22 protein-coding genes are annotated in these 22984 nt (G+C 72.0%); 8 read left to right on the top strand and 14 right to left on the bottom strand.

Going from position 1 to position 22984, the window contains the following annotated elements; genetic code table 11:
• Positions 1–150: 150 nt before the first annotated feature.
• Positions 151–651, top strand: a complete 501-nt coding sequence (locus DEJ35_RS14885) for a DUF427 domain-containing protein (RefSeq protein ID WP_111193045.1) — start codon at positions 151–153, stop codon at positions 649–651.
• A gap of 7 nt (positions 652–658) precedes the next feature.
• On the opposite strand, the gene DEJ35_RS14880 is transcribed toward DEJ35_RS14885, so the two are convergent.
• Positions 659–991 carry a hypothetical protein gene (locus DEJ35_RS14880; RefSeq protein ID WP_111091052.1) on the bottom strand — a complete coding sequence of 111 codons (333 nt, stop codon included), beginning with the start codon at positions 989–991 and terminating at the stop codon, positions 659–661.
• A 90-nt stretch (positions 992–1081) separates the two neighbouring features.
• Between DEJ35_RS14880 and DEJ35_RS14875 the strand changes: the two genes are divergently transcribed.
• The 3 genes from DEJ35_RS14875 to DEJ35_RS14865 all read left to right on the top strand — a co-directional run bounded on the left by DEJ35_RS14875 (position 1082) and on the right by DEJ35_RS14865 (position 2439).
• Positions 1082–1462 (top strand): hypothetical protein, encoded by a 381-nt coding sequence (locus DEJ35_RS14875; protein WP_110862537.1) that lies wholly within the window; start codon positions 1082–1084, stop codon positions 1460–1462.
• Positions 1462–1908 carry a DUF6264 family protein gene (locus tag DEJ35_RS14870; protein WP_111193044.1) on the top strand — a complete coding sequence of 149 codons (447 nt, stop codon included), beginning with the start codon at positions 1462–1464 and terminating at the stop codon, positions 1906–1908. The genes DEJ35_RS14875 and DEJ35_RS14870 overlap by 1 nt, the downstream gene beginning before the upstream one ends.
• A 96-nt stretch (positions 1909–2004) precedes the next feature.
• A complete protein-coding gene (locus DEJ35_RS14865) occupies positions 2005–2439 on the top strand; it encodes a hypothetical protein (RefSeq protein WP_110862539.1) in 435 nt (144 codons plus the stop codon).
• 4 nt (positions 2440–2443) lie between these two features.
• Here the strand turns inward: DEJ35_RS14865 and DEJ35_RS14860 are convergent, their stop codons facing one another.
• Positions 2444–3064, bottom strand: a complete 621-nt coding sequence (locus DEJ35_RS14860) for a hypothetical protein (protein ID WP_111193043.1) — start codon at positions 3062–3064, stop codon at positions 2444–2446.
• Positions 3065–3291: 227 nt separating this feature from the next.
• A complete protein-coding gene (locus tag DEJ35_RS14855) occupies positions 3292–4737 on the bottom strand; it encodes an APC family permease (protein WP_071247213.1) in 1446 nt (481 codons plus the stop codon).
• Positions 4738–4834: 97 nt separating this feature from the next.
• On the opposite strand from DEJ35_RS14855, the gene DEJ35_RS14850 reads away from it, so the two are divergent.
• The gene (locus DEJ35_RS14850) at positions 4835–5263 is read left to right on the top strand and encodes a DUF6892 domain-containing protein (RefSeq protein WP_110862542.1); all 429 of its coding nucleotides are present in this window, start codon (positions 4835–4837) and stop codon (positions 5261–5263) included.
• 28 nt (positions 5264–5291) lie between these two features.
• Here the strand turns inward: DEJ35_RS14850 and DEJ35_RS14845 are convergent, their stop codons facing one another.
• From DEJ35_RS14845 to DEJ35_RS14835, 3 genes are read right to left on the bottom strand one after another with little or no spacing between them, the layout of a single operon-like run.
• Entirely contained in the window at positions 5292–5903 is a 612-nt protein-coding gene (locus tag DEJ35_RS14845) for a uracil-DNA glycosylase (RefSeq protein WP_111123914.1), read from the bottom strand.
• Positions 5900–7102 carry a glycosyltransferase gene (locus DEJ35_RS14840; RefSeq protein ID WP_110862544.1) on the bottom strand — a complete coding sequence of 401 codons (1203 nt, stop codon included), beginning with the start codon at positions 7100–7102 and terminating at the stop codon, positions 5900–5902. The genes DEJ35_RS14845 and DEJ35_RS14840 overlap by 4 nt, the downstream gene beginning before the upstream one ends.
• Positions 7103–7111: 9 nt before the next feature.
• Positions 7112–8008: a DUF429 domain-containing protein gene (locus DEJ35_RS14835; protein WP_181435595.1), complete on the bottom strand. Its 897-nt coding sequence runs from the start codon at positions 8006–8008 to the stop codon at positions 7112–7114.
• A 158-nt stretch (positions 8009–8166) separates the two neighbouring features.
• On the opposite strand from DEJ35_RS14835, the gene ligD reads away from it, so the two are divergent.
• Positions 8167–9189, top strand: coding sequence for a non-homologous end-joining DNA ligase (gene ligD / locus DEJ35_RS14830; RefSeq protein WP_111193041.1), 1023 nt, complete (start codon positions 8167–8169; stop codon positions 9187–9189).
• A 41-nt stretch (positions 9190–9230) separates the two neighbouring features.
• Here the strand turns inward: ligD and DEJ35_RS17385 are convergent, their stop codons facing one another.
• The 3 genes from DEJ35_RS17385 to DEJ35_RS14820 form a co-directional block, all read right to left on the bottom strand.
• On the bottom strand, positions 9231–9374 hold the full coding sequence (locus tag DEJ35_RS17385; RefSeq protein ID WP_155896788.1) for a hypothetical protein: 144 nt from the start codon (positions 9372–9374) through the stop codon (positions 9231–9233).
• A complete protein-coding gene (locus tag DEJ35_RS17380; protein ID WP_163343780.1) occupies positions 9371–9532 on the bottom strand; it encodes a hypothetical protein in 162 nt (53 codons plus the stop codon). The genes DEJ35_RS17385 and DEJ35_RS17380 overlap by 4 nt, the downstream gene beginning before the upstream one ends.
• A 143-nt stretch (positions 9533–9675) precedes the next feature.
• On the bottom strand, positions 9676–10719 hold the full coding sequence (locus DEJ35_RS14820; protein ID WP_111193040.1) for an ATP-dependent DNA ligase: 1044 nt from the start codon (positions 10717–10719) through the stop codon (positions 9676–9678).
• An 85-nt stretch (positions 10720–10804) separates the two neighbouring features.
• On the opposite strand from DEJ35_RS14820, the gene DEJ35_RS14815 reads away from it, so the two are divergent.
• The gene (locus DEJ35_RS14815; protein WP_181435594.1) at positions 10805–11848 is read left to right on the top strand and encodes an MBL fold metallo-hydrolase; all 1044 of its coding nucleotides are present in this window, start codon (positions 10805–10807) and stop codon (positions 11846–11848) included.
• A gap of 2 nt (positions 11849–11850) precedes the next feature.
• Here the strand turns inward: DEJ35_RS14815 and DEJ35_RS14810 are convergent, their stop codons facing one another.
• The 5 genes from DEJ35_RS14810 to DEJ35_RS14790 form a co-directional block, all read right to left on the bottom strand.
• Positions 11851–12483, bottom strand: coding sequence for an FMN-dependent NADH-azoreductase (locus DEJ35_RS14810; protein ID WP_111193039.1), 633 nt, complete (start codon positions 12481–12483; stop codon positions 11851–11853).
• Between the two features lie 147 nt (positions 12484–12630).
• Positions 12631–14247, bottom strand: a complete 1617-nt coding sequence (locus DEJ35_RS14805; RefSeq protein WP_111193038.1) for a putative Ig domain-containing protein — start codon at positions 14245–14247, stop codon at positions 12631–12633.
• Positions 14248–14456: 209 nt separating this feature from the next.
• A complete protein-coding gene (locus DEJ35_RS14800; protein ID WP_111193037.1) occupies positions 14457–16325 on the bottom strand; it encodes a cadherin repeat domain-containing protein in 1869 nt (622 codons plus the stop codon).
• A 336-nt stretch (positions 16326–16661) separates the two neighbouring features.
• A complete protein-coding gene (locus tag DEJ35_RS14795; protein WP_111193036.1) occupies positions 16662–18275 on the bottom strand; it encodes a hypothetical protein in 1614 nt (537 codons plus the stop codon).
• 167 nt (positions 18276–18442) lie between these two features.
• The gene (locus DEJ35_RS14790) at positions 18443–19345 is read right to left on the bottom strand and encodes a LysR substrate-binding domain-containing protein (protein WP_111193035.1); all 903 of its coding nucleotides are present in this window, start codon (positions 19343–19345) and stop codon (positions 18443–18445) included.
• A 105-nt stretch (positions 19346–19450) separates the two neighbouring features.
• Between DEJ35_RS14790 and DEJ35_RS14785 the strand changes: the two genes are divergently transcribed.
• Positions 19451–22927 carry a bifunctional proline dehydrogenase/L-glutamate gamma-semialdehyde dehydrogenase gene (locus DEJ35_RS14785; protein ID WP_111193034.1) on the top strand — a complete coding sequence of 1159 codons (3477 nt, stop codon included), beginning with the start codon at positions 19451–19453 and terminating at the stop codon, positions 22925–22927.
• Positions 22928–22984 lie beyond the last annotated feature (57 nt).

Here is a 22984-nt window from a genome sequence, read left to right as displayed (position 1 = left end):
GAGCGCGTGCGCGGCGGGGTTTCGCGGTGGGCGACACTTCTCGCGCCGCCGATCCCGTGAACTGTCGCTGGGCGCGAAAGGTCGGGCGCACGAAAGCAGCCCCGCGCACGCACGCGGCCGCACCGCAGGCGCCGCGCGTAGACCTGGAGCATGCGCCACCCGAAGAGGACCGAGCCCGGCCCCGGCCAGGAGTCCGTCTGGGACTACCCCCGCCCACCCGCCGTCGAGCGGGTCACCGCCCGCGTCGTCGTCCGTCTCGGCGGCACGGTCGTCGCCGACACGACCGACGCCCTCCGCGTGCTCGAGACCTCGCACCCGCCGGTCTACTACCTGCCGACGGCCGATCTGGCCGAGGGTGCGCTCATGAAGGCGTCCGGTTCGAGCATGTGCGAGTTCAAGGGCCTGGCGCGCTACTTCGACGTCGTCGGCGGCGACGGGACGGTCGCGAGCCGTGCCGCCTGGAACTACCCGACGCCCGTGCCCGGCTACGAGTCGCTGCGGGAACGCGTGGCGATCTACCCGTCCGCGATGGACTCGTGCGAGGTCGGCGGCGAACGGGTCCAGGCGCAGGACGGCGACTTCTACGGCGGCTGGATCACGTCGGACATCGTCGGACCGTTCAAGGGAGCCCCCGGCACGCTCGGTTGGTGACCCGGCGTCAGCGGTTGGCGTACGGCGACCAGAACGGCGGCGGGAACGCGCCCCCGGTGACGATCACGAGCACCTGCCAGACGAGCATGACGAGCCCGGCGGTCCCGATCACGATGCCGATCCACGACCACGCCTGCACCGCTCGACGCCGACCGGCGATCCTGATCGCCCGCCAGCCGCTCAGCACGCACACCAGCCCGAACACGGCGCCGAGCAGCACGTGCCGCACGGTGGACTGCGCGGGCACGATGATGCCGAGGTAGAACGCGACCGGTCCGAGCAACACCGCGAAGGTCGCCGGAGCTGCCGGCGGTTCGTGGTCCCGAGCGACTGCTCCCATGGACCGCATGATAGCGAGTGAACCTCGCTTCGTGCACGTCCACGTCGCGCAGCGCGGGCACCGGATCGAGGGAGCGGGCACCATGGGGGCATGCGTTCTGTCTTCCGCGTCCTGCTCGGCCTGGTCCTCGTCGTCGCGGGCACGAGTCACCTCACCTTCGCGCGCAAGGAGTTCACGGCGCAGGTGCCCGACTTCGTCCCACTGGACGACGACACGACGGTGCTCGCGTCGGGGGTCGCGGAGATCACGCTCGGCTCGGCCCTGGTGCTCGCTCCCAAGCCGACCCGCCGCTTCGTCGGCTCGGTCGCGGCCGTGTTCTTCACGGTCATCTTCCCCGGCAACCTGTCGCAGTGGGTGAACCGTCGCGACGCCTTCGGTCTGGACAGTGACGAGAAGCGCTTCGTCCGCCTGTTCGGTCAGCCCGTCCTCATCGCGCTCGCCCTCTGGTCGACGCGCGGCCGGCGCTCCTGATGGGCGCGCCCGCGCGGCAGAGCGGCCCGGCAGCCGGGGCGGGTCCCGATCCGCTCGGGTCCGGTCCGGCACGTTTCGGTCGGGAGGCCCGCCACCCACTGACAGGCCGCAGCCGCGTCGCGGACGTGGTCGCCTCCACCGCCCTGCTCGTGGTGCTCACGGTCGGCGCGTTGGCAGCGGGGTGGGCGATCAGACTGATGTCGCTCGCGTTCGTGTCGTGCGCGGCCCCGGGCAACACCTGCAACGAGACGCTGGGTGACTCGGTCGTCGTCGTGGGGCCGATCGTCGTGGCGGCGGTACTGGTCGCGACGCTCGCGGTCTGCGTGCTGCGGCTCGTGCGACGCCGGCTGACCTGGCCGGTGGTGCTCGTCGGCATGGCGGCGATCGTCGCGGTGTTCTTCGCCTCGCTGTTGCTCGTCGACAGTTCGGTCACGCACGGCATCTAGGCGCTTCTTCCTCCACAGGTGTGGGAGTGTCGGGCGTCTCTCCACAGAAGCTGAAGCGCGCCTCGGTGGCGGTGTTCGAACCGACACGCTGGAGCCATGCCTGACACCGAGATGCTCGACCGCCTGATCCGTGAACCCGTCCGCACCGACGACGACGTCGTCCGACTCGTCGAAGCCGTCGTCGAACGACCGCTGCGCCGGCAGTGCTGGGTGCTGTTCCTCGACGACCGTGGGATGTCGATCCCGTTCCTGCTGCCGATCGCCGACCTGCCGTACTCCCCGGACGAGCACGTGGACGACTTCGCGGCCCTGATCGCGGACATCGTGGCGCAGCTCGGGGCCGTCGACGTCGTGCTCGTGTGGGAGCGTCCTGACGCCGACCGGCTCTACCCGGTGGACTGGGAGTGGGTCGACGCCTGCGCGTGCGCCCTCGACGAGCAGTCGGTCCGGCTCCGCGCACAGGTCGTCGTGCACTCCGGGGGAGCCGCGATCGTCGAGTTCGACGAGGACACGAAGGCGGTGGCCTCGTGAGCGGTCAGCCCTGGGGAGCGGTGTCCGGCACGTCCTGGCCGGTGAGCTCCTCGACGATCGCCTTCGCCTGTGGCCACGACTTCGCGTAGTGGTCCGGGTCCGAGTTGATCTGCACCGCGTGCGCCATCTGCGTCGGGCTCATCGTCTTCCAGCCGGGCACCTTCACCAGCTTCGCGTAGAACATCGACGCGGCCGTGTACGGGTCCATCCGCTGCTCGTACGTGCCCCAGGCGCCGTTGTCGCGCTGCTGGAACAGGCCTCGGCTGTCCGGGCCGGCTGCGTCACCGTGGTCGAGGTTCACCAGGCTCGACTCCCCGATGGCGGTCATCACCCCGACGGCCTGCGTGTGCGGACCGATGCCGAGTGCCTGGGCGGCTTCGATCACGTGTGCGGCGTTGACCAGGCGGTCCTGGCAGAAGCCGCCGACGGGTCCGGCCGGTACGACCATCCCGCCGATCGTCTTCGAGGCGACGGCCGGGCACGCGGGAGTCGGGGTGGCGGCGCTCGACTTCGCGATGCCGGCGAGCGAGTTGACCGCGATCACGACGAGGACGACCACGCCGATGCCGACCGCCACGATCCCGGCGCCGAACACCGAGGCGAGGGTGATGCCGACACGGCGCATGACGGACCTCTCGTCGGGCTGGGCGGGCGGAGCAGGAAGGGCAGCACGAGCGTACGGGCGCCTCCTGGGAAGCGTGCGGCGGCCCGCCGTGATCGCACGCTCCGCGGTTCGCGGTCGGGGTTCGTTGCTCGCCGCGGGGCAGGTGCATCGCCGGCAACGAGAGACGGTTCTGGTTCACGAAGCGGGGGCTTCGCGAACCAGAACCGTCAGGATTCGTGCGTGGGTGCTCAGCTGTCGTGCGGCGGGCGCTGCACCTTCGTCGGCTCCGTCACGAGTCCGGTCGGGGCCTTCTCGGCCTGCTTCCGTCCGTGGGTGAACCAGGTCAGGACCCAGAGCAGCACGCCCAGGGCCAGCAGCGCGCCGGCGATCTGGTACTGCTGCGGGTCGCGACCGGACGAGAACGGCATGACGAGCCACAGGCACGTGACGATGCCGATGACCGGGATGATGACGCCGGCGCGGAAGTGCTTGTGGTCGACCTTGTCGCGGCGCAGCACGAGCACGGTCACGTTGACGACGGCGAACACCGTCAGCAGCAACAGCGAGGTGGTGCCACCGAGGACGACGACGATGGGGGAGTCCGGGTCGAGCGAGACCCACCCGATCAGCAGCAGCGAGATGAGCGTGGTGAAGACGATCGCGGTCGACGGGGTGCGCCGGGCGGGGGAGATGCGGGACAGGAAGCCCGGCAGCACGCCCTGCTTGCTCATGCCGTAGAGCAGGCGCGACGCCATCATCATGTTGATCAGGGCCGTGTTGGCGACGGCGAACATCGAGATGAAGGGCAGCAGGTCGGCGATCGGGAAGTCCGGCGCGGCGGTCTGCACGACGGTGACGAGCGGGGTCTCGTTGCCGGCCAGTTCACCGATCGGCACCACGGCCACGGCGCAGATCGACACGAGCACGTAGATCACGGCGGTGATGCCGAGGCCCGTGAGCATGATCTTCGGGAAGATGCGCGAGGGGTCCTTGGTCTCCTCGGCCATGTTGACCGAGTCCTCGAAGCCGACCATCGCGAAGAACGCCAGCGACGTCGCGGTGCTGATCGACAGCAGCAGGGACTTGTCCTCCGGCGTCTCGAACATCACGACCCGCGAGAAGTCCGCGTTGCCGCCCGCGATCGCCCAGAACCCGATCAGGATCACCATGACGAGACCGGACAGCTCGACGAGCGTCAGCACGACGTTCGTCTTGACGCTCTCGCTCACCCCGCGGAAGTTGATGAACATCACCGCGAGCATGAAGCCCATCGCGATGAGCATCACCACGCCGTTCGGCAGCTCGATGCCGAACCCGGCGCCGAGGTTCGCCGCGAACGCCCGCGATGCCGTCGACGCCGACGTGATCCCGGAACACATCACGATGAACGTCACGATGAAGGTGACGAAGTGGATGCCGAACGCCTTGTGCACGTAGAGGGCGGCACCGGCGGTCTGCGGGTACTTCGTCACGAGTTCGAGGTACGAGAACGCCGTCAGCAGCGCGACCGCGAACGCGATGAGGAAGGGGAGCCACGCTGCCCCGCCGACCTCGGCCGCGACCTGGCCGGTGAGCGCGTAGACACCCGTGCCGAGGATGTCGCCGACGATGAAGAGCAGCAGGAGCTTGGGACCGATGACCCGGCGGAGCTCGTGCTGCTCCTGCTGTGGGCGGTCCGTCTTGGTGGTGGCCATGCGTCACCCTTGCGCGCGAGATGCCTTTCTGTCCAGTCCCACAGGGAGGTTTCTCGCGATCGCAACACTGTCGCTCGGCGACGGATACGCTCCGGCCATGGACCAGCAGTCGAACACCACCGAGGAGCCCATCGAGTTCGCGGACTTCAACGCGAAGCTCCTGGTGCTCGACGTCCTCTGCTACGACCTCGACGTCCTCGACCCCTACGACCCGGACGCCGAGGACGAGACCGACGAGGATCTCGACGTCGACGGGCAGGACGACCGGGCGCGCGAGTACTACGACGACCTCGACCTGCTGCCGTCGCACCTGTCGCTCGTCACCGAGATCACGGTGGACTCCGACCTCGAGGTCCTGCGGGACGTCCACCCCGGTTGGGACGGCTCGGACGACCGCTTCGACCCGCAGAACTGGGACGACGTGCTCGACCTGCCGGAGCTCCGTACCGTGTACGCCGCCGCACCGCTGCCCGCCCACGTCGCCGAGCGGCTCGCGGCCAAGGGCGTCGAGGTCCGCTCCGCCTGAGCGGGACTCGACCGGGACGGACCGACGGCTAGTGGTCCAGCGTCCGCAGCTGTTCGGTGAACTGCTTCGCGCCGCCCTGCGCCGGGTGCCGCACGGCGATCGCCTCGATTCCGGCCAGGGCGAGCGCTCCCTGAGCCTTCCGACCGACGGCGACCACCCGGACCCGGTCGACGCCGCCGAGGGCCTCCAGCAGCGCGAGCGCGACGGGCGCGCCCGAGCGGACCTCGGCGGGACGCGGCGTCCGGTTCGTCAGCCGGTCCGGCGCCACGAAGGGGTGGTGCGGGAAGATCGCCCACGCGACCGGGAGCGGACCGCGCCAGCCCTCCAGCGCGGCGTGCACGACGCGCGACGAGGCCTCCCACGGTGCCGTCGGCTCCGGTGGCGCCGAGTACCCCGGCCCCAGTTCGCGCATGCTCGTGAACGGCACACCCGTGTTCGTCATGCCGCGCCACCCCGGGGCCTCGGCCACGAGCAACGTGTCCGCCCCGGCCCCGGCCTGCTCCAGGTACCGCGTCAGGTTCGCGCGCCGCAGCCGTCCCGCGGTCGATCCGACGTCGTACAGCGCCTCGGCGTCCGACTCGACGGGCACGGCGTCGAGCGCCGCCCAGAACGCGGCGAACCGCCCGCCTGTCCCGCTCACGATCGCCCGAGCACCCGGCGGTAGACGTCCTCGAGCCCCGCGGCCGATCGCTCCCAGCTCAGCCGCTCCGCGTGCTCCCGCCCCGCAGCGGCGAGCCCGGCGGCGTACCCCGCATCCGTCAGGATCCGTTCGATCTCGTCCGCCCAGTCCTGCGGGTCGCGGGACTCGAGCACGACGCCCGTCTCCCCGTCGACCACGGCCTCACGCAGGCCCCCGGCAGCGGCGGCCACGACCGGCACCCCGGAAGCGGAGCCCTCGAGCGCGACGAGCCCGTAGGTCTCGGAGTGGGACGGCACGAGCACGGCTGCCGCGCCGCGGAACAGGAACGCCAGGTCCGCACGCGACTGCGGCCCGATGAAGGTGACGTGGTCGGCGATACCCCGCGCGTCGGCGAGCCGACGCAGTTCGTCCACGTAGTCGCCCGCCTCACTCGAGACGTCGCCCGCGATGACCAACGTGGGGCGGGCCTCCAGGCTGATGTCGGCGATCGCCTCGATCGCCAGGTCCAGGCCCTTCAGCGGCTGCACGCGCGCCGCCGCGACGACGTAGGGGGTGGCGGCGCGGCGCGCACCGACCGCGGCGGGACGGAAGACGGACCCGTCGACCCCCGGCGGCACGATCCAGATGCGGGCGTCGTCCCCACCGAGCCGGGTGCGCACGGTCGAGGCCTCGGCTTCGGACACCACGACGACGGCGTCCGACTCGCGGGCCAGCAGTTCCTCGCCGGCGATGCGGCCCGCCGACTCGGGGCGTTCGCCCTCGGACAGCGGTGTGGCCGGGTCCGCGGCGATGGAGTGGAACGACTGCACGTGGGGGATGCCGCGCTCGCGGGCGACGGGCAGTGCGGCCGCGCCGGAGAACCAGTGGTGCGAGTGCAGGACGTCGAACGGCCCGAGCTGCTCGAGCTCGTGACGGAACGGCTCGATGAACGCATCGTGCTCGCCCTTGGGCACCGGCTCCGCCGGCCCCGCGGACAGGAACCGCAGGCACACGCCCGGCACGAGCGACACCGAGTCCGGCTGCGTCGGAGCGGACCGGCGCGTGATGATGTCCACGTGGTGGCCCAGGTCGGCCAGCGCCTCGGCCTGGTGCCGGACGACGACGTTCATGCCGCCGACCTCGCCCGAACCGGGTTCGTCTCCGGGGGAGGTGTGCAGCGACACCAGCCCGATGTGCAGGGGTTCGGTCGTCGCGCTCACCGCTCAACCCTAGCCGCGCGGCCTCCGCTGCGACGGGCGCGCGGGTGCCACCACGATGGGCCGGCGGCCCGCCTCGTCCAGCGGGTCGGTGGGGAGGGTGGGCCCACGCCGCCCGTTCCCGGGCGACGCGCCAGCGGCGTCCGGGCCGTGCCGGTGGGGAGGATCACCTCCCAGGATCTGCACGCGGTCGTCGCCGTGTCGCTCCCAGAACGCTGCCGTCCACGCACACAGCGCCCCGTCGAGCAGGTCCTCGCGGTGCTTGTGCGTCGGACCGTGCAGCACCGAGGGGTCGGCGAGCCGCTGCGTCAGCGGATGGGAGTCGAGCAGCAGCGGCGGGTCGAGCCGGGTCTCACGCAGCCGCCGGACCAGCTCGTCGAAGGCCTCGGCGCGACGGGCACGTGCCTCGGCGGCGGGGATCCGGAGGTCGAGCCGCTTGTACCGGGGTCGTTCCACGTCGTAGCCGAGCTCCTCCACCCCGACCAGCGTCGTGTACGGGTAACACTCGAACACCGCCGGACCGGCGCGTCGTCGCATCGACTCCGTGTCGGAGACGTACCCGACGCCCAGCGCGGTCAGCCTGTCGAGCAGCGCTGAGCCGGCGCTCGCCGCCGATGCCTGGTTGGTCGGGTTCGCCGCGACCTTCCATCGGCCGTAGCGCTGCCCGACCTGCCGCTCGGACTCGCGGATGCCCGTCGGGTTCGTCACGACGAGCGAGGCGTCCACGGCGATCAGGGATCGTGGCCCGAGGTGTTCGGCGATCCAGACCGTGACGGCGTCGACCCCGCGGGCCCAGCCGGCGTCGGTGATGGTGCCGTCGTGGTCCATCGCGACCAGCCCGGTCTCGTTCGCGGCCTTGCGCTCAGAGCCGAGCCCCCACGCGAGGTCGATGCCGAGGTACGCGTTCACCCGCCCATCCTGCCGACCCCTGGCCGCAAGACACCGGTGTTCGCGCGCTGAACACCGGCGTGCGCGTGTTCGACCAGGGAACACCGGTGTCCAGCGGGAGCGTGGAGGCGCACACTCGGCTGCGGGCGGGCAGCCGGCACGCGTGTACGGTCCGCTGCATGGCGAGCGAAGCGACGACGGTGCGGGTGCCCGGCCCCGACGGTGACCGCGAGGTCCGGATCAGCAGCCCCTCGCGGGTGCTCTGGCCCGAGGCGGGCATCACGAAGCTCGACCTGGCGGAGTACCTCGTGACGGTGGGCGACGCCTTCGTCCGTGCGAACGGCGACCGGCCGATCTCACTGCAGCGGTTCCCGGGCGGTGTCGACGGCGAGCAGTTCTTCTCGAAGAACCCGCCGAAGGGGGCGCCCGACTACGTCCGCTCGGTCACGGTGACCTACCCGAGTGCCCGGTCGCACCCGCAGCTGGTGATCGACGAGCCTGCCGTGGCGGTGTGGGCAGCCCAGATGAACACGGTGGTGTTCCACCCGTGGGCTTCTCGTGCCGAGGACAGCGACCACCCGGACCAGCTCCGCATCGACCTCGACCCGCAGCCCGGCACCGACTTCGGCGACACGGTGCCGGTGGCCGAGGAGCTGCGGAAGGTCCTCGACGAGGTCGGCCTGACCACCTGGATCAAGACGAGCGGCAACCGCGGCCTGCACGTGTTCGCGCCGATCCGCCCCGAGCACGAGTTCCTCGAGGTGCGGCACGCGGTGATCGCCGCGGCACGCGAGCTCGAACGCCGGATGCCCGACCAGGTCACGACGGCGTGGTGGAAGGAGGAGCGGGGGCAGCGGATCTTCGTCGACTTCAACCAGGCGAACCGCGACCGCACGATGGCCGGCGCCTACAGCCCCCGGGCCCTGGCGCACGCCTCGGTGTCCACGCCGATCACGTGGGACGAACTGCGAACCGCCGACCCGACCGCCTTCACGATCCGCACGGTGCCGGAGCGGCTGCGGACGACCGGCGACCCGTGGGAGTCGATGGGGGAGCAGCCGGGCAGCATCGCACCGCTGCTCGAGTGGTGGGAACGGGACCTGGCGAACGGCGAGGGTGAGCTGCCGTTCCCGCCGGACTTCCCGAAGATGCCCGGGGAGCCGCCGCGTGTGCAGCCCTCACGGGCGAAGAAGCCCAGCTGAGGCCGAGCGGCCGAGCAGCCGGGCAGCCGGGCAGCCGAGCCTCAGGCTGCGGAGGAGACGTCCCGCTGACGGTCCGGGTCCTCGACGCGCGTGGTGTGCGTCGGCAGCCCGATGCTGGCGGTGTGCAGGCGGGTGAGCCGCGACCAGGTGCCGCGGTGCACGTCGGTGATGCCGTCGACGATCACGAGCCGAGTCCGACCGTGACGAGTGCGAGTGCCGTGGCGGTCACGCCGGCGATGGCGCTGATGACCGCGCTGAGCTGCAGGACGCGCTGGCGCCGTGCCTCTCGGACTTCTGTGAAGGGGCTCCGCCGAGGGTGGCGGACAAGCGTGCTGGTGCTCATGTCGACCGCTTTCGATCCGGGCATCCGGGCTGGAGGCCTCGTGCTGCTGACATCATCCTGGCACGGCTTCACTAGTTCGGCTAACTACTTTTCCGGAACCAGGACAGAACAGCGACAAACGGACACCGGGTCGCGTTCCACCGTCAGGACAGCACGTCGTTCAGGTCGTACGCACTCGGTACCTCGAGCTGCTCGAACCCGCACGACGTCGCGTCACGGTCGGGCCGCCACCGCTCGAACTGCACGGTGTGCCGGAACCGGTCGCCCTCCATCTGGTCGTACCGGACCTCGAGTACCAACTCCGGCGCCAGCCGGACGAACGACGTGTCGCGACCCGACGAGAACCGTGACCGTTCCCCGTCACCGGTGACGGGCCTCCCGTCCGCATCGCGGAGCACGACGGGCTCGAGCTCGTCGATCAACGCGGCCCGGCGCTTGTCGGAGAAGGCGGAGACGCCGCCGACCTGGCGGAGCTCGCCGTCCGCGTCGTACAGGCCTACCAGCAGCGACCCGACGCCGGAACCGCTCTTGTGCACGCGGTAGCCGATCGCGACGACGTCGGCGGTGCGGTGGTGCTTGACCTTGAGCATGGAGCGCTTGTTCGGCTCGTACGCCCGCGCGCGGGGCTTCGCGACGACGCCGTCGAGTCCCGCGCCCTCGAAGGTGGTGAGCCACTCGCGGGCCTGCTCCACGTCGAGCGTGGTGCGGGTGACGAAGAGCGGGTCGGTCATCGCGTCGCCGAGTTGTTCCAGGCGCTCACGACGCTCGTCGAAGGGCAGGTCGAGGAGCTCCTGCCCGTCGACGGCCAGCAGGTCGAACGCGACGAACTGCGCCGGGGTCTCGACGCTGAGCTTGGCGATCCGCGAGGCCGCCGGGTGGATGCGCTGCGACAGCGCCTCCCAGTCGAGGCGCTCGGCACCGGGCTCGCCGGACCGCAGGATCACCTCGCCGTCCAGGACGACCGGGTGGTCGCGGCCGCCGAACTGCGCGCGGAACGCCTCGACGAGCTCGGGGAAGTACCGGGTGAGCGGCTTGGCGCCGCGGCTGCCGATCTCCACGGCGTCGCCGTCGATGGTCACGATGCCGCGGAAGCCGTCCCACTTCGGTTCGTACCGCAGCCCGCCCTTCGTGCTGTCCGGGTCGGGGACGGTGGCGACGGCCTTGGCGAGCATCGGTGCGATCTCCATGGGTCCTGTCTACTCGCGCGGATGCGCGGCCGGGAGGCCCGGCTCACCCCGGGCAGGTCGGGCTCGCGTCGGTAGGGTGGCCGGCGTGACGACCGTGCCCCCGCCGGCAGCGCCGGCCCCGGAACCGATCAGCCCCGTGCAGGCCGCCGCGCTCCGCGACGGCGTCCTGCCGCCCGTCGAGCAGGTCCGGCCGGGGATCTGGACCCTCGCGGTGCCGTTCCGGTTCGGGGTGCCCGACGCGACCCTCGTGTACGTCGTCGAGGGGTCGGACGGCTCGCTCGCGGTGATCGACCCCGGGTGGTCGGCCGACGGCGGACTCGCCGAGTTGCGGGACGGGCTCGCCACGATCGGACGCACCCTGGACGACGTGTCGCTCGTCGCCGTGACGCACCTGCACGCCGACCACCTGGGTGCCGCGGCGGCCATCCGCCGGGCGACGGGTGCGCGCGTGGCGATGCACGGCCTCGAGGTCAGCGCGCTCGAACGGGAACGCGCCGACGCCGAGCGGAACGACGCGGACATCGCGACGTGGGGGCTGCCCGAGCACCTGCGGGCCGGGGTCGTCGAGGCGTGGGGCAGCGGACGTCGCATCGGGATGGGTCGGATCGAGGCACCGTACGCCGACGTGCTGCTCGAGGACGGCGACCTGCTGCCGATCCCCGGTCGGACGATCCGGACGCTCTGGACCCCGGGGCACACGGCCGGGCACGTGTGCTTCCTCGACGAGGCCGACGGGCTGCTGTTCTCCGGCGACCACGTGCTGCCGCGGATCAACTCCGGGATCGGGCTCGGCGGCCGGACCGGCACGAACCCGCTCGGGGACTACCTGGCGTCGCTCGCGCGGCTCGACCCGTACGCCGACCTCGAGGTCTGCCCGGGGCACGAGTACCGGTTCCGTGACGTCGTCACCCGCGCCGAGACCCTGGCCCGGCACCGGGAGGAGCGCTCGCGTCACGTCGCCGCGGCGCTCGATGCGCTGGACCGTCCGACGCTGTTCGAGGTCGCGGCCCGGGTGCCCTTCAGCGGCGGGATCGAGTCGATGACCGGGTTCCTGCTCGCGAGCGCCCTGACGCAGACGGCGTTCCACGCGGACCTGCTCGGGCGGGCCGGCGAGGTCCGGGCCGCCTGACCTCAGCCGAGGGTGGTGGCGAGGCGCTCGATCGTCGTCTTCGCGTCGGCGAACTCCGCGGCGGCGTGCTCGGCGAGCGGTGCGAGGTCCGGCAGCCGGTCGGCCAGGGTCGCGCTGACGGTGATCGGGTACAGCTTCATGCCGAGCGCGGTGCCGAGCACGATGTGCAGGACGGGGGAGCCGTGGTCCCAGCCCTCGGTCGGGGTGCCGGCGTCGTAGGTCGCGCCGCGGCTCACCACGGTGACGACGGGTCGTCCGGCCAGGGGCTGCACGCCGCCGGTCAGGATGCCGGGCACGTGGATGCGGTCGATCCAGGCCTTCAGGGTCGACGGCACGGTGTAGTTGTACAGCGGCGCACCCACCACGACGACGTCGGCGGCCAGGAGCTCGTCGATGACCTCCTGACGCAGGGCCTCGGCCTCGGGCGCGACGGTCTCCTCGGCGGTGCGGTCGGCGGCGGCCCAGTGCAGCGCCGAGCTCTCCAGGTGGGGGAGCTGGTCGACGTGCAGGTCCCGCCGGACGACCGTGTACTCCGGGCCGCGGGCGCGCCAGGCGTCGGCGAAGGCCGCGGTCAGTGCGCGCGAGCGGGAGTGGGTGAGGTCGGCCGAGGAGTCGATGTGCAGCAGCGTGGGCATGTCGCCAACGCTACCGACGCGGGGCCGCCGCGGGACGGAGAACGGCCCCGCCGCTTCCGTCACCGAGGATCCGGTGGCGGCGGGACGGGGCCGTGACGGGCCTCCCGTCCGCCACGCGGGCACGTGGCGGACGGGAGACGACGCGGGTCAGCGCTGGGCGTGACGTCGGCGCACCGTGCGGGCGCCGATGAGGCCGATGCCGGCGAGGACGAGTCCGAGGGCCCAGGGGAGGGCGCCCGTCGACTCGGTGCCGGTGTAGGCGAGCCGGCCGGAACCGGTGTGGTGGGCGACCGCCGCGGGCACGACCGGTGTGGTCGACCCGACGACCGGCGCGACGGGCGCGACGGTGGGCTGCACGTCGACCGCGAACACGGTGCTCGGCACGGCGGCACCGGAGACGGTCAGGGTGTGCGTCGAGGCGTGCGGGAACGTGACGGACACGAGCCCGACCTCGGCCAGGTCGGAGTACGGCCCGATGACGTCGGTCGCGACGTCCGAGGTGACGGTCGGGGTGAAGAACGTCGGCTCACCCGTCTCCTCGTCGAACTCCGGGTAGAGCTCGTTGCCGAAGCGGTCCACCTGCGTGCCCGAGACCAGGAGCGTGCCGCCCTGCTCGACGGTCACCTTGCCGCCCTTGACGGGCTCGTCGTCCGTGAGCAGGTCGCCCTCGTAGACGTCGCCGTTCGGCTTGATGATCCATGCGGTGGTCGACGTGCCGTCGAGGAGCGCGTCCTCGTTGAGCGTGATGACCTCGATGCCGACGGGGGCACCGGCCTCGACGTCGATGCTGACGTACTGCTCGCTCGTGACGGTGCCGCTGGGGGTCGTCGTCGTCGCCGTGACCAGGACCTCGAAGTACTCGTCGGCGTCGGTCAGGGTGCCCGAGAGCACACCGGTCTTCGCGTCGAAGTCGATCCCCTTCGGCAGGGTGGACTGCTCGTCGCCCTCGTCGTCGAACGACGAGGCCGACAGCTCCGGTGCCGGGGTGCTCAGCGCACGGAACGTGTACGAGAACGCCTCGCCCGCCGTCGCCTCGATGGTCGGGTCGCTGTCCTCGTCGGAGAGCGGCTGGCCGGCCTCGTCGACGAACACCGGTGCCACGGCGGTCTCGGTGGTCGTCGTCGCGACCTCGCCCACGACCGCGCCCTCGAGCGTGACGGTGATCTGCTGCCCCGCCAGGGCCGGCTCGATCGTGTAGGTGGCCGCCTCGGACAGCGTGGCGCCGGCCTCGTCGGTCCACAGGTAGGAGATCTTGCTGCCGGAGGTGAACCCGGCCTGCTTCGCGACGAGTTCCGAACCGACCGTCAGGTCACCGGAGATGGTCACCGACTGGTCGGCGGCGGCGCGCACGGACGGCTCGGTCGCCGCGGGCTTCGCCGGCGTGGTCGCCGCCGGGGCGGCGGGGGTGCCGACCGGAGCCGTGGAGCCGGTGCCGGGGGTGCCGGCGTCGGTCGGCTCGGTGTCCGGGCCGGTCACGCCGGTGTCGTCGCCCGCGGGGGCGTCATCACCGGTGGTGTCGCCGGCGGGCGGCGTGCTGCCGTCCGCCTCGGAGCCGGTCGCGGGCGTGCCCGTGCCGTCCGTGGCGGTGTCGCCCGGCGTGGTGCCGTCGGCGGCGGCCGTCGCAGGAGCGCTGACGGCCGGGTTCGACTCGGCAGCGGTCGCTGCGGTCGCGGTCATGACGCCCAGACCGGTCGTGAGACCGATCAGCGCGACGGTGGTGCCGACGGCGCAGGCGCGTCGGACGGTGGAGGTGCTACGGCGCACTTCGTCCCCCAGGGTTCAAGTCCGGTCGGGTGCCGGAACGTAAGAATCCGCCGAGAATCCTCGGCATGATCGGATCGTAGGGGTTATCCGCGCACGTGCGCGACGTGCTTGATCAGAATGTGACCCGGGTTGGGGGTTCCCGCACGATTCGCGGACGGGAGGCGCGGTGCGGACCCGCACCGCGCCTCCCGTCCGCATCGGATCGCGTGTCAGGCGCGTCGACGGCGCAGACGGTGCACCAGCAGGCCGCCGCCGGCGGCGAGCAGGCCGAGCGCCCACGCCAGGGGACCGGACTCGTCGGCGCCGGTGTAGGCGAGCGTGCCGGACGCCGGACGGGTCGTCGAGGTCCCGGCGGCATCGGCGTGTGCTCGGACATCGACCCGGAACGAGGTCGTGACCCCTCCGTTGGACACGGTCAGCGTGTGGATCGACGCGTGCGGGAAGTCGACCTGGTTGGACTCCGCTTCCGCGACCCAGGTGATCCGGTCAGTGGCCACGTCGCTCGTCACGACGGGGTGCGGGCTGCCCGGGGTCGTCGTGCGGTTGCCGTTGGCGTCGACGGCGACGGCCTTCACGAACAGCGGGATGCCCTGGTCCGCCGGCACGCTGTCGACCGACTTCGTCTGCACCGACCCCGCGGCGTCGATCGTGTACTCGGTGACCGATCCGTCGGGTGCGACCTCCCACTCCGGGCCCTCAGCGCCGTGGTAGACCGACGCCAGGACGCCGACCGGGGCGCCGGGCTCGACCGTCAGGGTGACGTGCGCCGTCGCGGTCTCGGAACCACTGCGTGCGATCACCTCGAAGTCGTACTGCGTCGCGGGGCGCGGCGTGCCGGTGAGGACTCCGGTGTTCGGATCGATCGAGAACTCCGAGCGGAAGAAGTCGCCGTCCCCGATGACCTCGCCGCCGTCGGCGCCGGCGAGCGAGTACTCGACCGGGCCGGTCGCGCCCTGCACCGAGAAGCGGTGGCTGAACGGCGTGCCCGACGTCGCCGTGAGGTCGAGCGGGGCATCGGCCGAGCTCGTCTCCGTGAAGGCGAGCGGCGCGTCCGTGACGTCGATGCGGATCGTCAGCAAGAGCCCCTCGGAGCGCAGGGTGAGCTGTCGCGGACCGGTGCCGTCGAAGGTCGCCTTCCAGGTGTTGGAATCGTCGTCGTAGCGCAGGACGTCGTCGGGGTCGTCACTGGTCAGGGTCGACTCCGACGGCATCTCGGTGCCGTTGAGCGGGGTCCCGATCCGGTCCGTGACGACGGCGCTGACCCAGAGCGACCCACCGCGTCCGACCGGGACCGCATCGATCAGACCGCCGCCGCCGACCGGGGCGATGCCGCCGTCCGGGCCGCCCGCGACCGACCAGGAAGGATTGCGACCCTCGGCGTTCGAGTACACCTGGGCGCCGATGTGCGTGGCCGCGCCCGGCTGGATCTCGACGCGGACGTACTGCGTCGCGCTCTGGTACTGGTCGGTGGCGGCGACGTCGATGTCGAACGAGTCCGCCGGGTTGGTGAGGGTGCCGCTGAGGACGCCCGTCTTCTCGTCCCAGTGCAGACCGGGCGGCGTGGTGTGCGGGTTGAACAGGTACTCGAGCGGGCCGTCGCCGCCGTTCGCGACGAACGTGTGCGAGAACGGTTCGCCGGCGGTCGCGTGCAGGACGATCCGGTCCTCGGGGCTCGACGACTCGGACCAGGTGACAGGAACCGAGGGCGCCGTGGTCGACTCCGTTCCGGCCGGTGCCGCGGCCGCCGATGTCGGCGTCGGCGTGGGCGTGGGGATCGGGTCGACCGGCCCTGCGGGATCCGGGCTCGGCGTCGGAGCCGGGTCCGCTGCCGGAGTGCCGGGGACGGCGGCCCCGTCCGGAGCGTCGGGAGCGGGGGAGGCGACCGGCGCTGCCGGGTCGGTCGTGCCTCCTGGCTGTGCCGTCGGTGTCACCCCGGTGGTGCTGGACGTGGCGGTGTCGGCGGTGTCGGCGACGGCCGCGGTGGCGCCGATGCCGAACGCGGACGACGCGGCGACGATCGCGACGGCTGCGCCGACCGCGGCGCTGCGTCGGAACGTGGATGTGCAGGAGTGCTTCATGGGGATCCCCCTCGGATACCGGGACGGGACGCCGGATCAGCGTCCTCTACTCAGGGAATGTCCCGTGCGGAGCAGACCTGACGATCCTTCGGTCACGGATTGGTCACGACCTGCACCGGGACCGACGCGACCGCCGAGGCGGACGCGCACCGGGCCTCCGGACAGGCCGTCCCGTCGCTGTCCACGGATGACGCGCTGTCAGTCCCCGACCACGGCGGCCGCGCGAAGTGCCCCGCTCCCATCCGGGGTGCCACAGGATCACGCAAGAACGGACCGGAGGCGCGGGGCAGTCCTGCCCCGCGCCTCCGGTCCGTCAGGCGGTCGCCGTGGCGTGCCTCAGCCGAGTCGGCGACGCAGGCGCCAGACGAGCAGGCCGGCGCCCGTTGCCAGCAGGCCGAGGGCCCACGCGAGCGGGCCGGACTCGTCGGCACCGGTGTACGCGAGGGTGCCCGACGCAGTCGGCGTGTGGGTGGTCGTGACCGTGGTCGTCGCCGTCGGCTGCACCTCGAAGCGGATGGTGCTCGTCACGTCGCCGGACGCCACGGTGATCGTGTGCGGCGACGCGTGCTCGAAGGTCACCCACGTGGCCGCAGCCTCGGGGTCGTACTCGATGCGGTCGCTGGCGACGTCGCTCGTGAAGGCGAGGTCGGTGTGGTCACCGACCGGCTGCCCGTCGGCGTCCACGGCCAGGGCGCGGATCTGCACCCGGTCACCCTGTCGGGCCGGGATCGCGTCGACCTGCTGCGCGTCGCCGTCCGCCGGGTAGTAGGTGATCACGTCGCCCTCGACACCCCACCGGTCGCCGGACGTCCCGTCTGCGGGGAGCACCCCGATGGTGATGCCGGCGACGGGAGCGGGGGCCTCGGAGACGCGGACCGTGAACGAGGTCGAGACGCCGCCCTCGGACACCGTCAGTGTGCGGGTGCCCGGCTCCGAGAACGTCACCGTGTTCGCCGACCAGTCCGGGTCCCAGACCACGCCGTCGGACGCGGTGGTGCTCGTGACGGTCGAGCGCGGGTACTCGTCGCCCGGGGTGGTGCGGTTGCCCAGCGCGTCGACGGCCAGGCCCGCGAGGGTCATCGAGGAGCCGACCGTGGCGGGGACCTCCGACACCACGGTGTCACCGGTGCCACCCGGCGCGTACTCCCGGATCGTCCCGTCGGCGTCGACCTGCCAGCTGACGTCGGAGTCCGAGCTGTCGACGCCGAACGTGACACCCACCGGGGCGCCGGGCTCGATGTCGACCTGGACGTACTGCACGGCGGTCTGGTGCAGGTCGGTCGCGGTGACCTCGAACAGTGCGGGCCCGTCGATCGTGCTCAGCGGGTTGGCGCTCAGGACGCCGGTCTGCTCGTTCCAGGACCAGCCGTTGAGGTCGTTGTTCGGGAAGAAGTTCAGCGGGTTGAACAGGTACTCCAGCGGGCCGTCGCCGCCCTGGGCGGTGAAGGTGTGCGAGAACGGCTGGCCGGCGGTCGCGGTGAGGACGATCGGCGCGTCCTTGCTCGACGGCTCCGCCCAGGTGACGGGCGTCGATGCCTCGGGGCCGGGCTGTTCGGCGGCGGGGGTCGTCGTCGTGGTGTCCGCGGCGGGCGGCGCGGTCGCGGCCGGGGTGGGTGTCGGGGTGTTGTCCGGCGCCGCCGTCTCGTCGGTCGGTGCGGGTGCGGGTGCTGGTACAGGTGCCGGGTCGGCGGTCTCGCCATCCGGTGCGGGCTGCGCTGTGTCGGGAGCGGTATCGGTGCCGGTGTCGTCCGCCGTGGTGTCGAGTGCGGTGGTCGCGGTGGTCGCGTTCTGCGGAGCCGACGTCGCGGTGGTGCTCGGTGCAGCGGTCTCGTCGGTCGCTGCGGAGGCGGCGCTCGCCCCGATGCCGAACGCCGACGAAGCCGTGACGATCGCGATCGCCGCTCCGATCGCCGCGCTGCGGCGGAAGGTGTACTTGCAGGACTGGTTCATGGGATCCCCCTCGGATGCCGGGACGGGACGCCGGATCAGCGCCCCTCACTCAGAGGATGTCGCCCGCTTGACCAGTTCTGACGATGGCTCGATCACGAAATCATCACGATGGCAACGGAGGTACGCAGCCGTCGTGCCGACCCGCGCCGCGCCTCCAGACCGCCTTGTCACGCTCCGACGACGGACGCGGCACGTTCGAGCGCGGCGCGGAGTGCGCGCACGGCTGGCGACGATGCGCCCGCGGCGCGGACCACCGTGAAGATCGTGCGCCGCGGTCGCTCGGGAAGCTCGAGCAGTCGGCAGGTCGTCGTCCGACCGGTCCACATCAGGTCGGGCATCAGGCTGACGGCGTTGCCCGACTCGACCAGGCGGATCTGCGTCTGCAGGTCGGCGGTCTCGTACCGGACGTCGGGCTCGAAACCCCAGCGTCGGCAGACCTGCTCGGCGAAGTGCCGCGACGCCGTGCCGCGGGGCTCCATCACCCAGGGCATGGTGCGGGCGTCCTCGAGCGACGACACCGGACGCAGCGCCGTGTCGCGCGGGGGCAGGGCGAGCCGGACCGCGTCCGTCGTCAGGTCGGAGCGGTCGAGCCCGGGCAAGTGCGGAGCGGCATGGGCCGGGTACTGCTCCGCGATGACCATGTCGAAGTCGCGAGCCCACGTCTCGTTCAGCGCGGTCTCCGGTTCGCGCTGCACCATCTCGACCCGGACGTCCGGGTGTTCCGTGGCCATCTCGTGCAGGGCGCTCGGCATCAGGGCGAGGGCCGCCGACTGGAACACGGCGACCCGCACCCGGCCCTGCACGGACGACAGGGTCTCCTCCACCTGGGACTGCGCGTGCTCGAGGACGTCGAGCACCTGGCCGGCCGCGGCAACCAGCACCTCGGCCTGCGGGGTGAGCTGGAGCCGCCGCCCGGCCTTGCGGAGGAGCTGCACGCCGGCCTCCCGCTCCAGGGCACTCAGCTGCTGCGAGACCGCCGACGGGGTGAAGTTCACCGCCTGGGCGACGGCCGCGATCGTGCCGCGGATGGACAGCTCACGGAGGAGCACGAGACGGCGGACGTCGAGCATGGTCCGACGCTAGCCGGGTCACGACCGGAACGGTAGCGCAACTGAACGGTATCCATCAGGAACGCTCACTTCCGCTACCGCATCCCGGACCTCCACACTGAACCCATGACGACGCTGCACGAGGACTCCGCCATCGACCACGACGCCCTGGCGGACCAGTCCGTCGCGCTCGTCCGACAGTGGCTCGCCGAGGCCGAGTCGTACCCGGTCGACGGCTCCGCGAAGCAGCTCGCCGGCGTGCTCGCCGACCCCGCCGGGCTCGACTTCGCCGTCGGGTTCGTCGACGGGGTCGTGCGACCGGAGGACCTCACCGTCGCCGCCCGCAAGCTCCGGCAGATCGCCCCGGACGCCCCCGGGTTCCTGCCCGCCGCGCTCCGCGGACTCGTCCGGCTCGGCGGTGGCATGGCCCCGGTGCTGCCGAACGTCGTCGTCCCCATCGCCCGACGGGTCCTCCGCAACATGGTCGGCCACCTCATCGTCGACGCCACCGACTCCAAGCTCGGCCCGGCCATCGCCGGCATCAAGCGCGACGGCGTCCGCCTCAACGTCAACCTGCTCGGCGAGGCCGTGCTGGGCGAGCGCGAAGCCGCCCGCCGTCTCGAGGGCACGCACAAGCTCCTGGCCCGCGACGATGTCGACTACGTCTCCATCAAGGTGTCCTCGACGGTGCACCCGCACTCGCCGTGGGCGTTCGACCACGCGGTGGACGACATCGTCGAACAGCTCCGACCGCTCTTCCAGCGCGCCGCAGCCGCCAGCCCGGCCAAGTTCATCAACCTCGACATGGAGGAGTACAAGGACCTCGACCTCACCATCGCGGTCTTCACGAAGCTCCTCGACGAGCCGGAGTTCCTCGGCCTCGAAGCCGGCATCGTGCTGCAGGCGTACCTGCCCGACGCGCTCGCCGCGATGCAGGAGCTGCAGGAGTGGTCCGCCGCTCGCCGCGCCCGTGGTGGCGCGGGCATCAAGGTCCGTCTGGTCAAGGGCGCGAACCTGCCGATGGAGCAGGTCGAGGCCTCGGTGCACGGCTGGCCGCTCGCCACCTGGCACACCAAGCAGGACTCGGACACCAACTACAAGCGCGTGCTCGACTGGGCGCTCACCCCGGACCGCGTCGCGAACGTGCGGGTCGGCGTCGCGGGGCACAACCTGTTCGACGTCGCCCACGCCTGGCTGCTCGCCGGCGAACGCGGGGTGCGGGACGGCATCGAGTTCGAGATGCTGCTCGGCATGGCGCAGGGGCAGGCGTCGGCCGTGAAGAACACGGTCGGTTCGCTCCTGCTCTACACGCCGGTCGTCCACCCGGGCGAGTTCGACGTCGCGATCGCCTACCTGATCCGCCGTCTGGAGGAGGGCGCGTCGCAGGACAACTTCATGTCCGCGGTCTTCTCGCTGGTGTCCTCGCCGCCGCTGTTCGCCCGCGAAGAGGAACGCTTCCGCGCCTCCCTGGTGCCGCTCGCGACGCCCGAGGGGCTCGAAGCGCCGGCATCACACCGTGTCGCCGACCGCTACGCCGCCGTCGGCCGCCCCGGCCCCGGCCACTTCGAGAACACCCCGGACAGCGACCCCTCGGTCGGCGCCGTCCGCGCCTGGGGCGACGCGATCACCGCACGGGTCGCCTCGTCGACGCTCGGCGTCCGCGCCGTCCAGGAGGCCCGGGTCGACTCCGCCACGGCGCTCGACACCGCGCTCGGTCGCGCCAAGGCCGCCGGTGCGGTCTGGGGGACCTGGTCCGGTGGTGCACGTGGCGCCGTGCTGCACGCCGTCGGCGACGCACTCGAGGCGAACCGTGCCGCCCTCATCGAGGTCATGGCGTCGGAGACCGGCAAGACCATCGACCAGGCCGACCCCGAGGTGTCCGAGGCGATCGACTTCGCGCACTTCTACGGCACCCTGGCATCCGCGCTCGACGACGTCGACGGTGCGACCTTCACGCCCGCGGCGCTGACCCTGGTCGCACCGCCGTGGAACTTCCCCGTCGCGATCCCCGCCGGATCGACCCTCGCGGCGCTGGCGGCCGGGTCCGCCGTCGTGCTGAAGCCCGCACCGCCCGCCGAGCGCTCCGGCGCCGTACTCGCCTCGATCATCGAGACCGCGCTCGACGCCCACGGGGCCCCGGCCGACGTGCTCGCGTTCCTGCAGGTGTCGGAGAACGACCTCGGCCAGCAGCTCATCGCGTCGCCGATGGTCGACCAGGTCATCCTCACCGGTGCCTACGAGACGGCCGAGCTCTTCCGCTCGTTCCGCCCCGACCTGCCGCTGCTCGCCGAGACCTCGGGCAAGAACGCCGTGATCGTCACGCCGTCGTCCGACCTCGACCTCGCCGTGAAGGACGTCGTCGCGTCCGCGTTCGGGCACGCCGGCCAGAAGTGCTCGGCCGCGTCCCTCGTCGTCATGGTCGGCTCGGTCGCGAAGTCCAAGCGCTTCCGGAACCAGCTGCTCGACGCGGTGTCCTCGCTCACCGTCGGCTACCCGACCGACGCGGCGACCCAGATGGGCCCGGTCATCGAGCCGGCCTCGGGCAAGCTGCTCGACGGCCTGACGAAGCTCGGCGCGGGGGAGTCCTGGGCCGTCCAGCCCAAGCAGCTCGACGAGACCGGCAAGCTCTGGAGCCCCGGGGTCCGACAGGGCGTCCGCCGTGGTTCGGAGTTCCACCGCACCGAGTACTTCGGCCCGATCCTCGGCATGATGACCGCCGACTCCCTCGACGAGGCGATCGACATCGTGAACGAGGTCGACTACGGCCTGACCTCGGGTCTGCACTCGCTCGACCCGGGTGAGATCGGCACGTGGCTGTCGCGGATCCAGGCGGGCAACCTCTACGTCAACCGCGGCATCACGGGCGCCATCGTCCGGCGTCAGCCGTTCGGCGGGTGGAAGAAGTCGGCCGTGGGTGCCGGCACGAAGGCCGGTGGGCTGAACTACCTGCTCGGGCTCGGTTCGTGGACGCCCGCTGCGGCAACCGCGTCGGCTGCTCCGTCCGCCCCGGTCCGGGCGTTCGCACGGGCCACCGGCGTGACCTCGGAGGTGCTCGACCGTGCGCTGGCGTCTGACGAGCAGGCCTGGTCGACGCTGTTCGGCACGGCGACCGACGTGTCGGCGCTCTCCGCCGAGCGGAACATCGCCCGGTACCTGCCGTTCCCGTCGGTGCAGGTGCGGCTGGCCGCGGTCTCCGATCCGGACGCCGACGCGGACGCTTCGGTGGTCGAGCTCGTCCGCGTCGTCGCCGCTGCGCTCCGGGCCGGCACGACGATCGAGGTCTCCACGGCCGCGACGCTGCCGTCGTCCGTCGCCTCGGCGATCCGTTCGCTGTCGATCGTCCGCTCGCTGTCGCAGACGGTCTCCGACGAGGCCTTCGCGAGCTCGGTCGCCTCGGGTCCGTCGACGCGGGTGCGGCTCATCGGTGGCGACACCTCGGCGCTGTACTCGGCCGTCGGTGGTCGTCCGGACGTCGCTGTCTACGGCGGCCCCGTGACCGAGGCCGGGCGGCTCGAGATCCTGCCCTTCGTCCGCGAGCAGGCGGTGTCGATCACGGCGCACCGCTTCGGCACGCCGAACCACCTGACCGACGACCTGATCTGACCCCGGACCGCGGCGCTGGCGTTCGGGTCCAGTGCCGCTTGCACGACCGCAGTGCCC

The sequence above is a fragment of the Curtobacterium sp. MCPF17_051 genome (assembly GCF_003234595.1).
Classification (GTDB): domain Bacteria; phylum Actinomycetota; class Actinomycetes; order Actinomycetales; family Microbacteriaceae; genus Curtobacterium; species Curtobacterium flaccumfaciens.
This window is presented reverse-complemented; position numbering and strand designations above follow the sequence as displayed.

Coding starts and splice junctions, on each gene's coding strand:
- DEJ35_RS14885 (WP_111193045.1), top strand. CDS start 151: ATGCGCCACCCGAAGAGGACCGAGCCCGGCCCCGGCCAGGAGTCCGTC.
- DEJ35_RS14880 (WP_111091052.1), bottom strand. CDS start 991: ATGGGAGCAGTCGCTCGGGACCACGAACCGCCGGCAGCTCCGGCGACC.
- DEJ35_RS14875 (WP_110862537.1), top strand. CDS start 1,082: ATGCGTTCTGTCTTCCGCGTCCTGCTCGGCCTGGTCCTCGTCGTCGCG.
- DEJ35_RS14870 (WP_111193044.1), top strand. CDS start 1,462: ATGGGCGCGCCCGCGCGGCAGAGCGGCCCGGCAGCCGGGGCGGGTCCC.
- DEJ35_RS14865 (WP_110862539.1), top strand. CDS start 2,005: ATGCCTGACACCGAGATGCTCGACCGCCTGATCCGTGAACCCGTCCGC.
- DEJ35_RS14860 (WP_111193043.1), bottom strand. CDS start 3,064: ATGCGCCGTGTCGGCATCACCCTCGCCTCGGTGTTCGGCGCCGGGATC.
- DEJ35_RS14855 (WP_071247213.1), bottom strand. CDS start 4,737: ATGGCCACCACCAAGACGGACCGCCCACAGCAGGAGCAGCACGAGCTC.
- DEJ35_RS14850 (WP_110862542.1), top strand. CDS start 4,835: ATGGACCAGCAGTCGAACACCACCGAGGAGCCCATCGAGTTCGCGGAC.
- ligD (WP_111193041.1), top strand. CDS start 8,167: ATGGCGAGCGAAGCGACGACGGTGCGGGTGCCCGGCCCCGACGGTGAC.
- DEJ35_RS17380 (WP_163343780.1), bottom strand. CDS start 9,532: ATGAGCACCAGCACGCTTGTCCGCCACCCTCGGCGGAGCCCCTTCACA.
- DEJ35_RS14820 (WP_111193040.1), bottom strand. CDS start 10,719: ATGGAGATCGCACCGATGCTCGCCAAGGCCGTCGCCACCGTCCCCGAC.
- DEJ35_RS14810 (WP_111193039.1), bottom strand. CDS start 12,483: ATGCCCACGCTGCTGCACATCGACTCCTCGGCCGACCTCACCCACTCC.
- DEJ35_RS14800 (WP_111193037.1), bottom strand. CDS start 16,325: ATGAAGCACTCCTGCACATCCACGTTCCGACGCAGCGCCGCGGTCGGC.
- DEJ35_RS14795 (WP_111193036.1), bottom strand. CDS start 18,275: ATGAACCAGTCCTGCAAGTACACCTTCCGCCGCAGCGCGGCGATCGGA.
- DEJ35_RS14790 (WP_111193035.1), bottom strand. CDS start 19,345: ATGCTCGACGTCCGCCGTCTCGTGCTCCTCCGTGAGCTGTCCATCCGC.
- DEJ35_RS14785 (WP_111193034.1), top strand. CDS start 19,451: ATGACGACGCTGCACGAGGACTCCGCCATCGACCACGACGCCCTGGCG.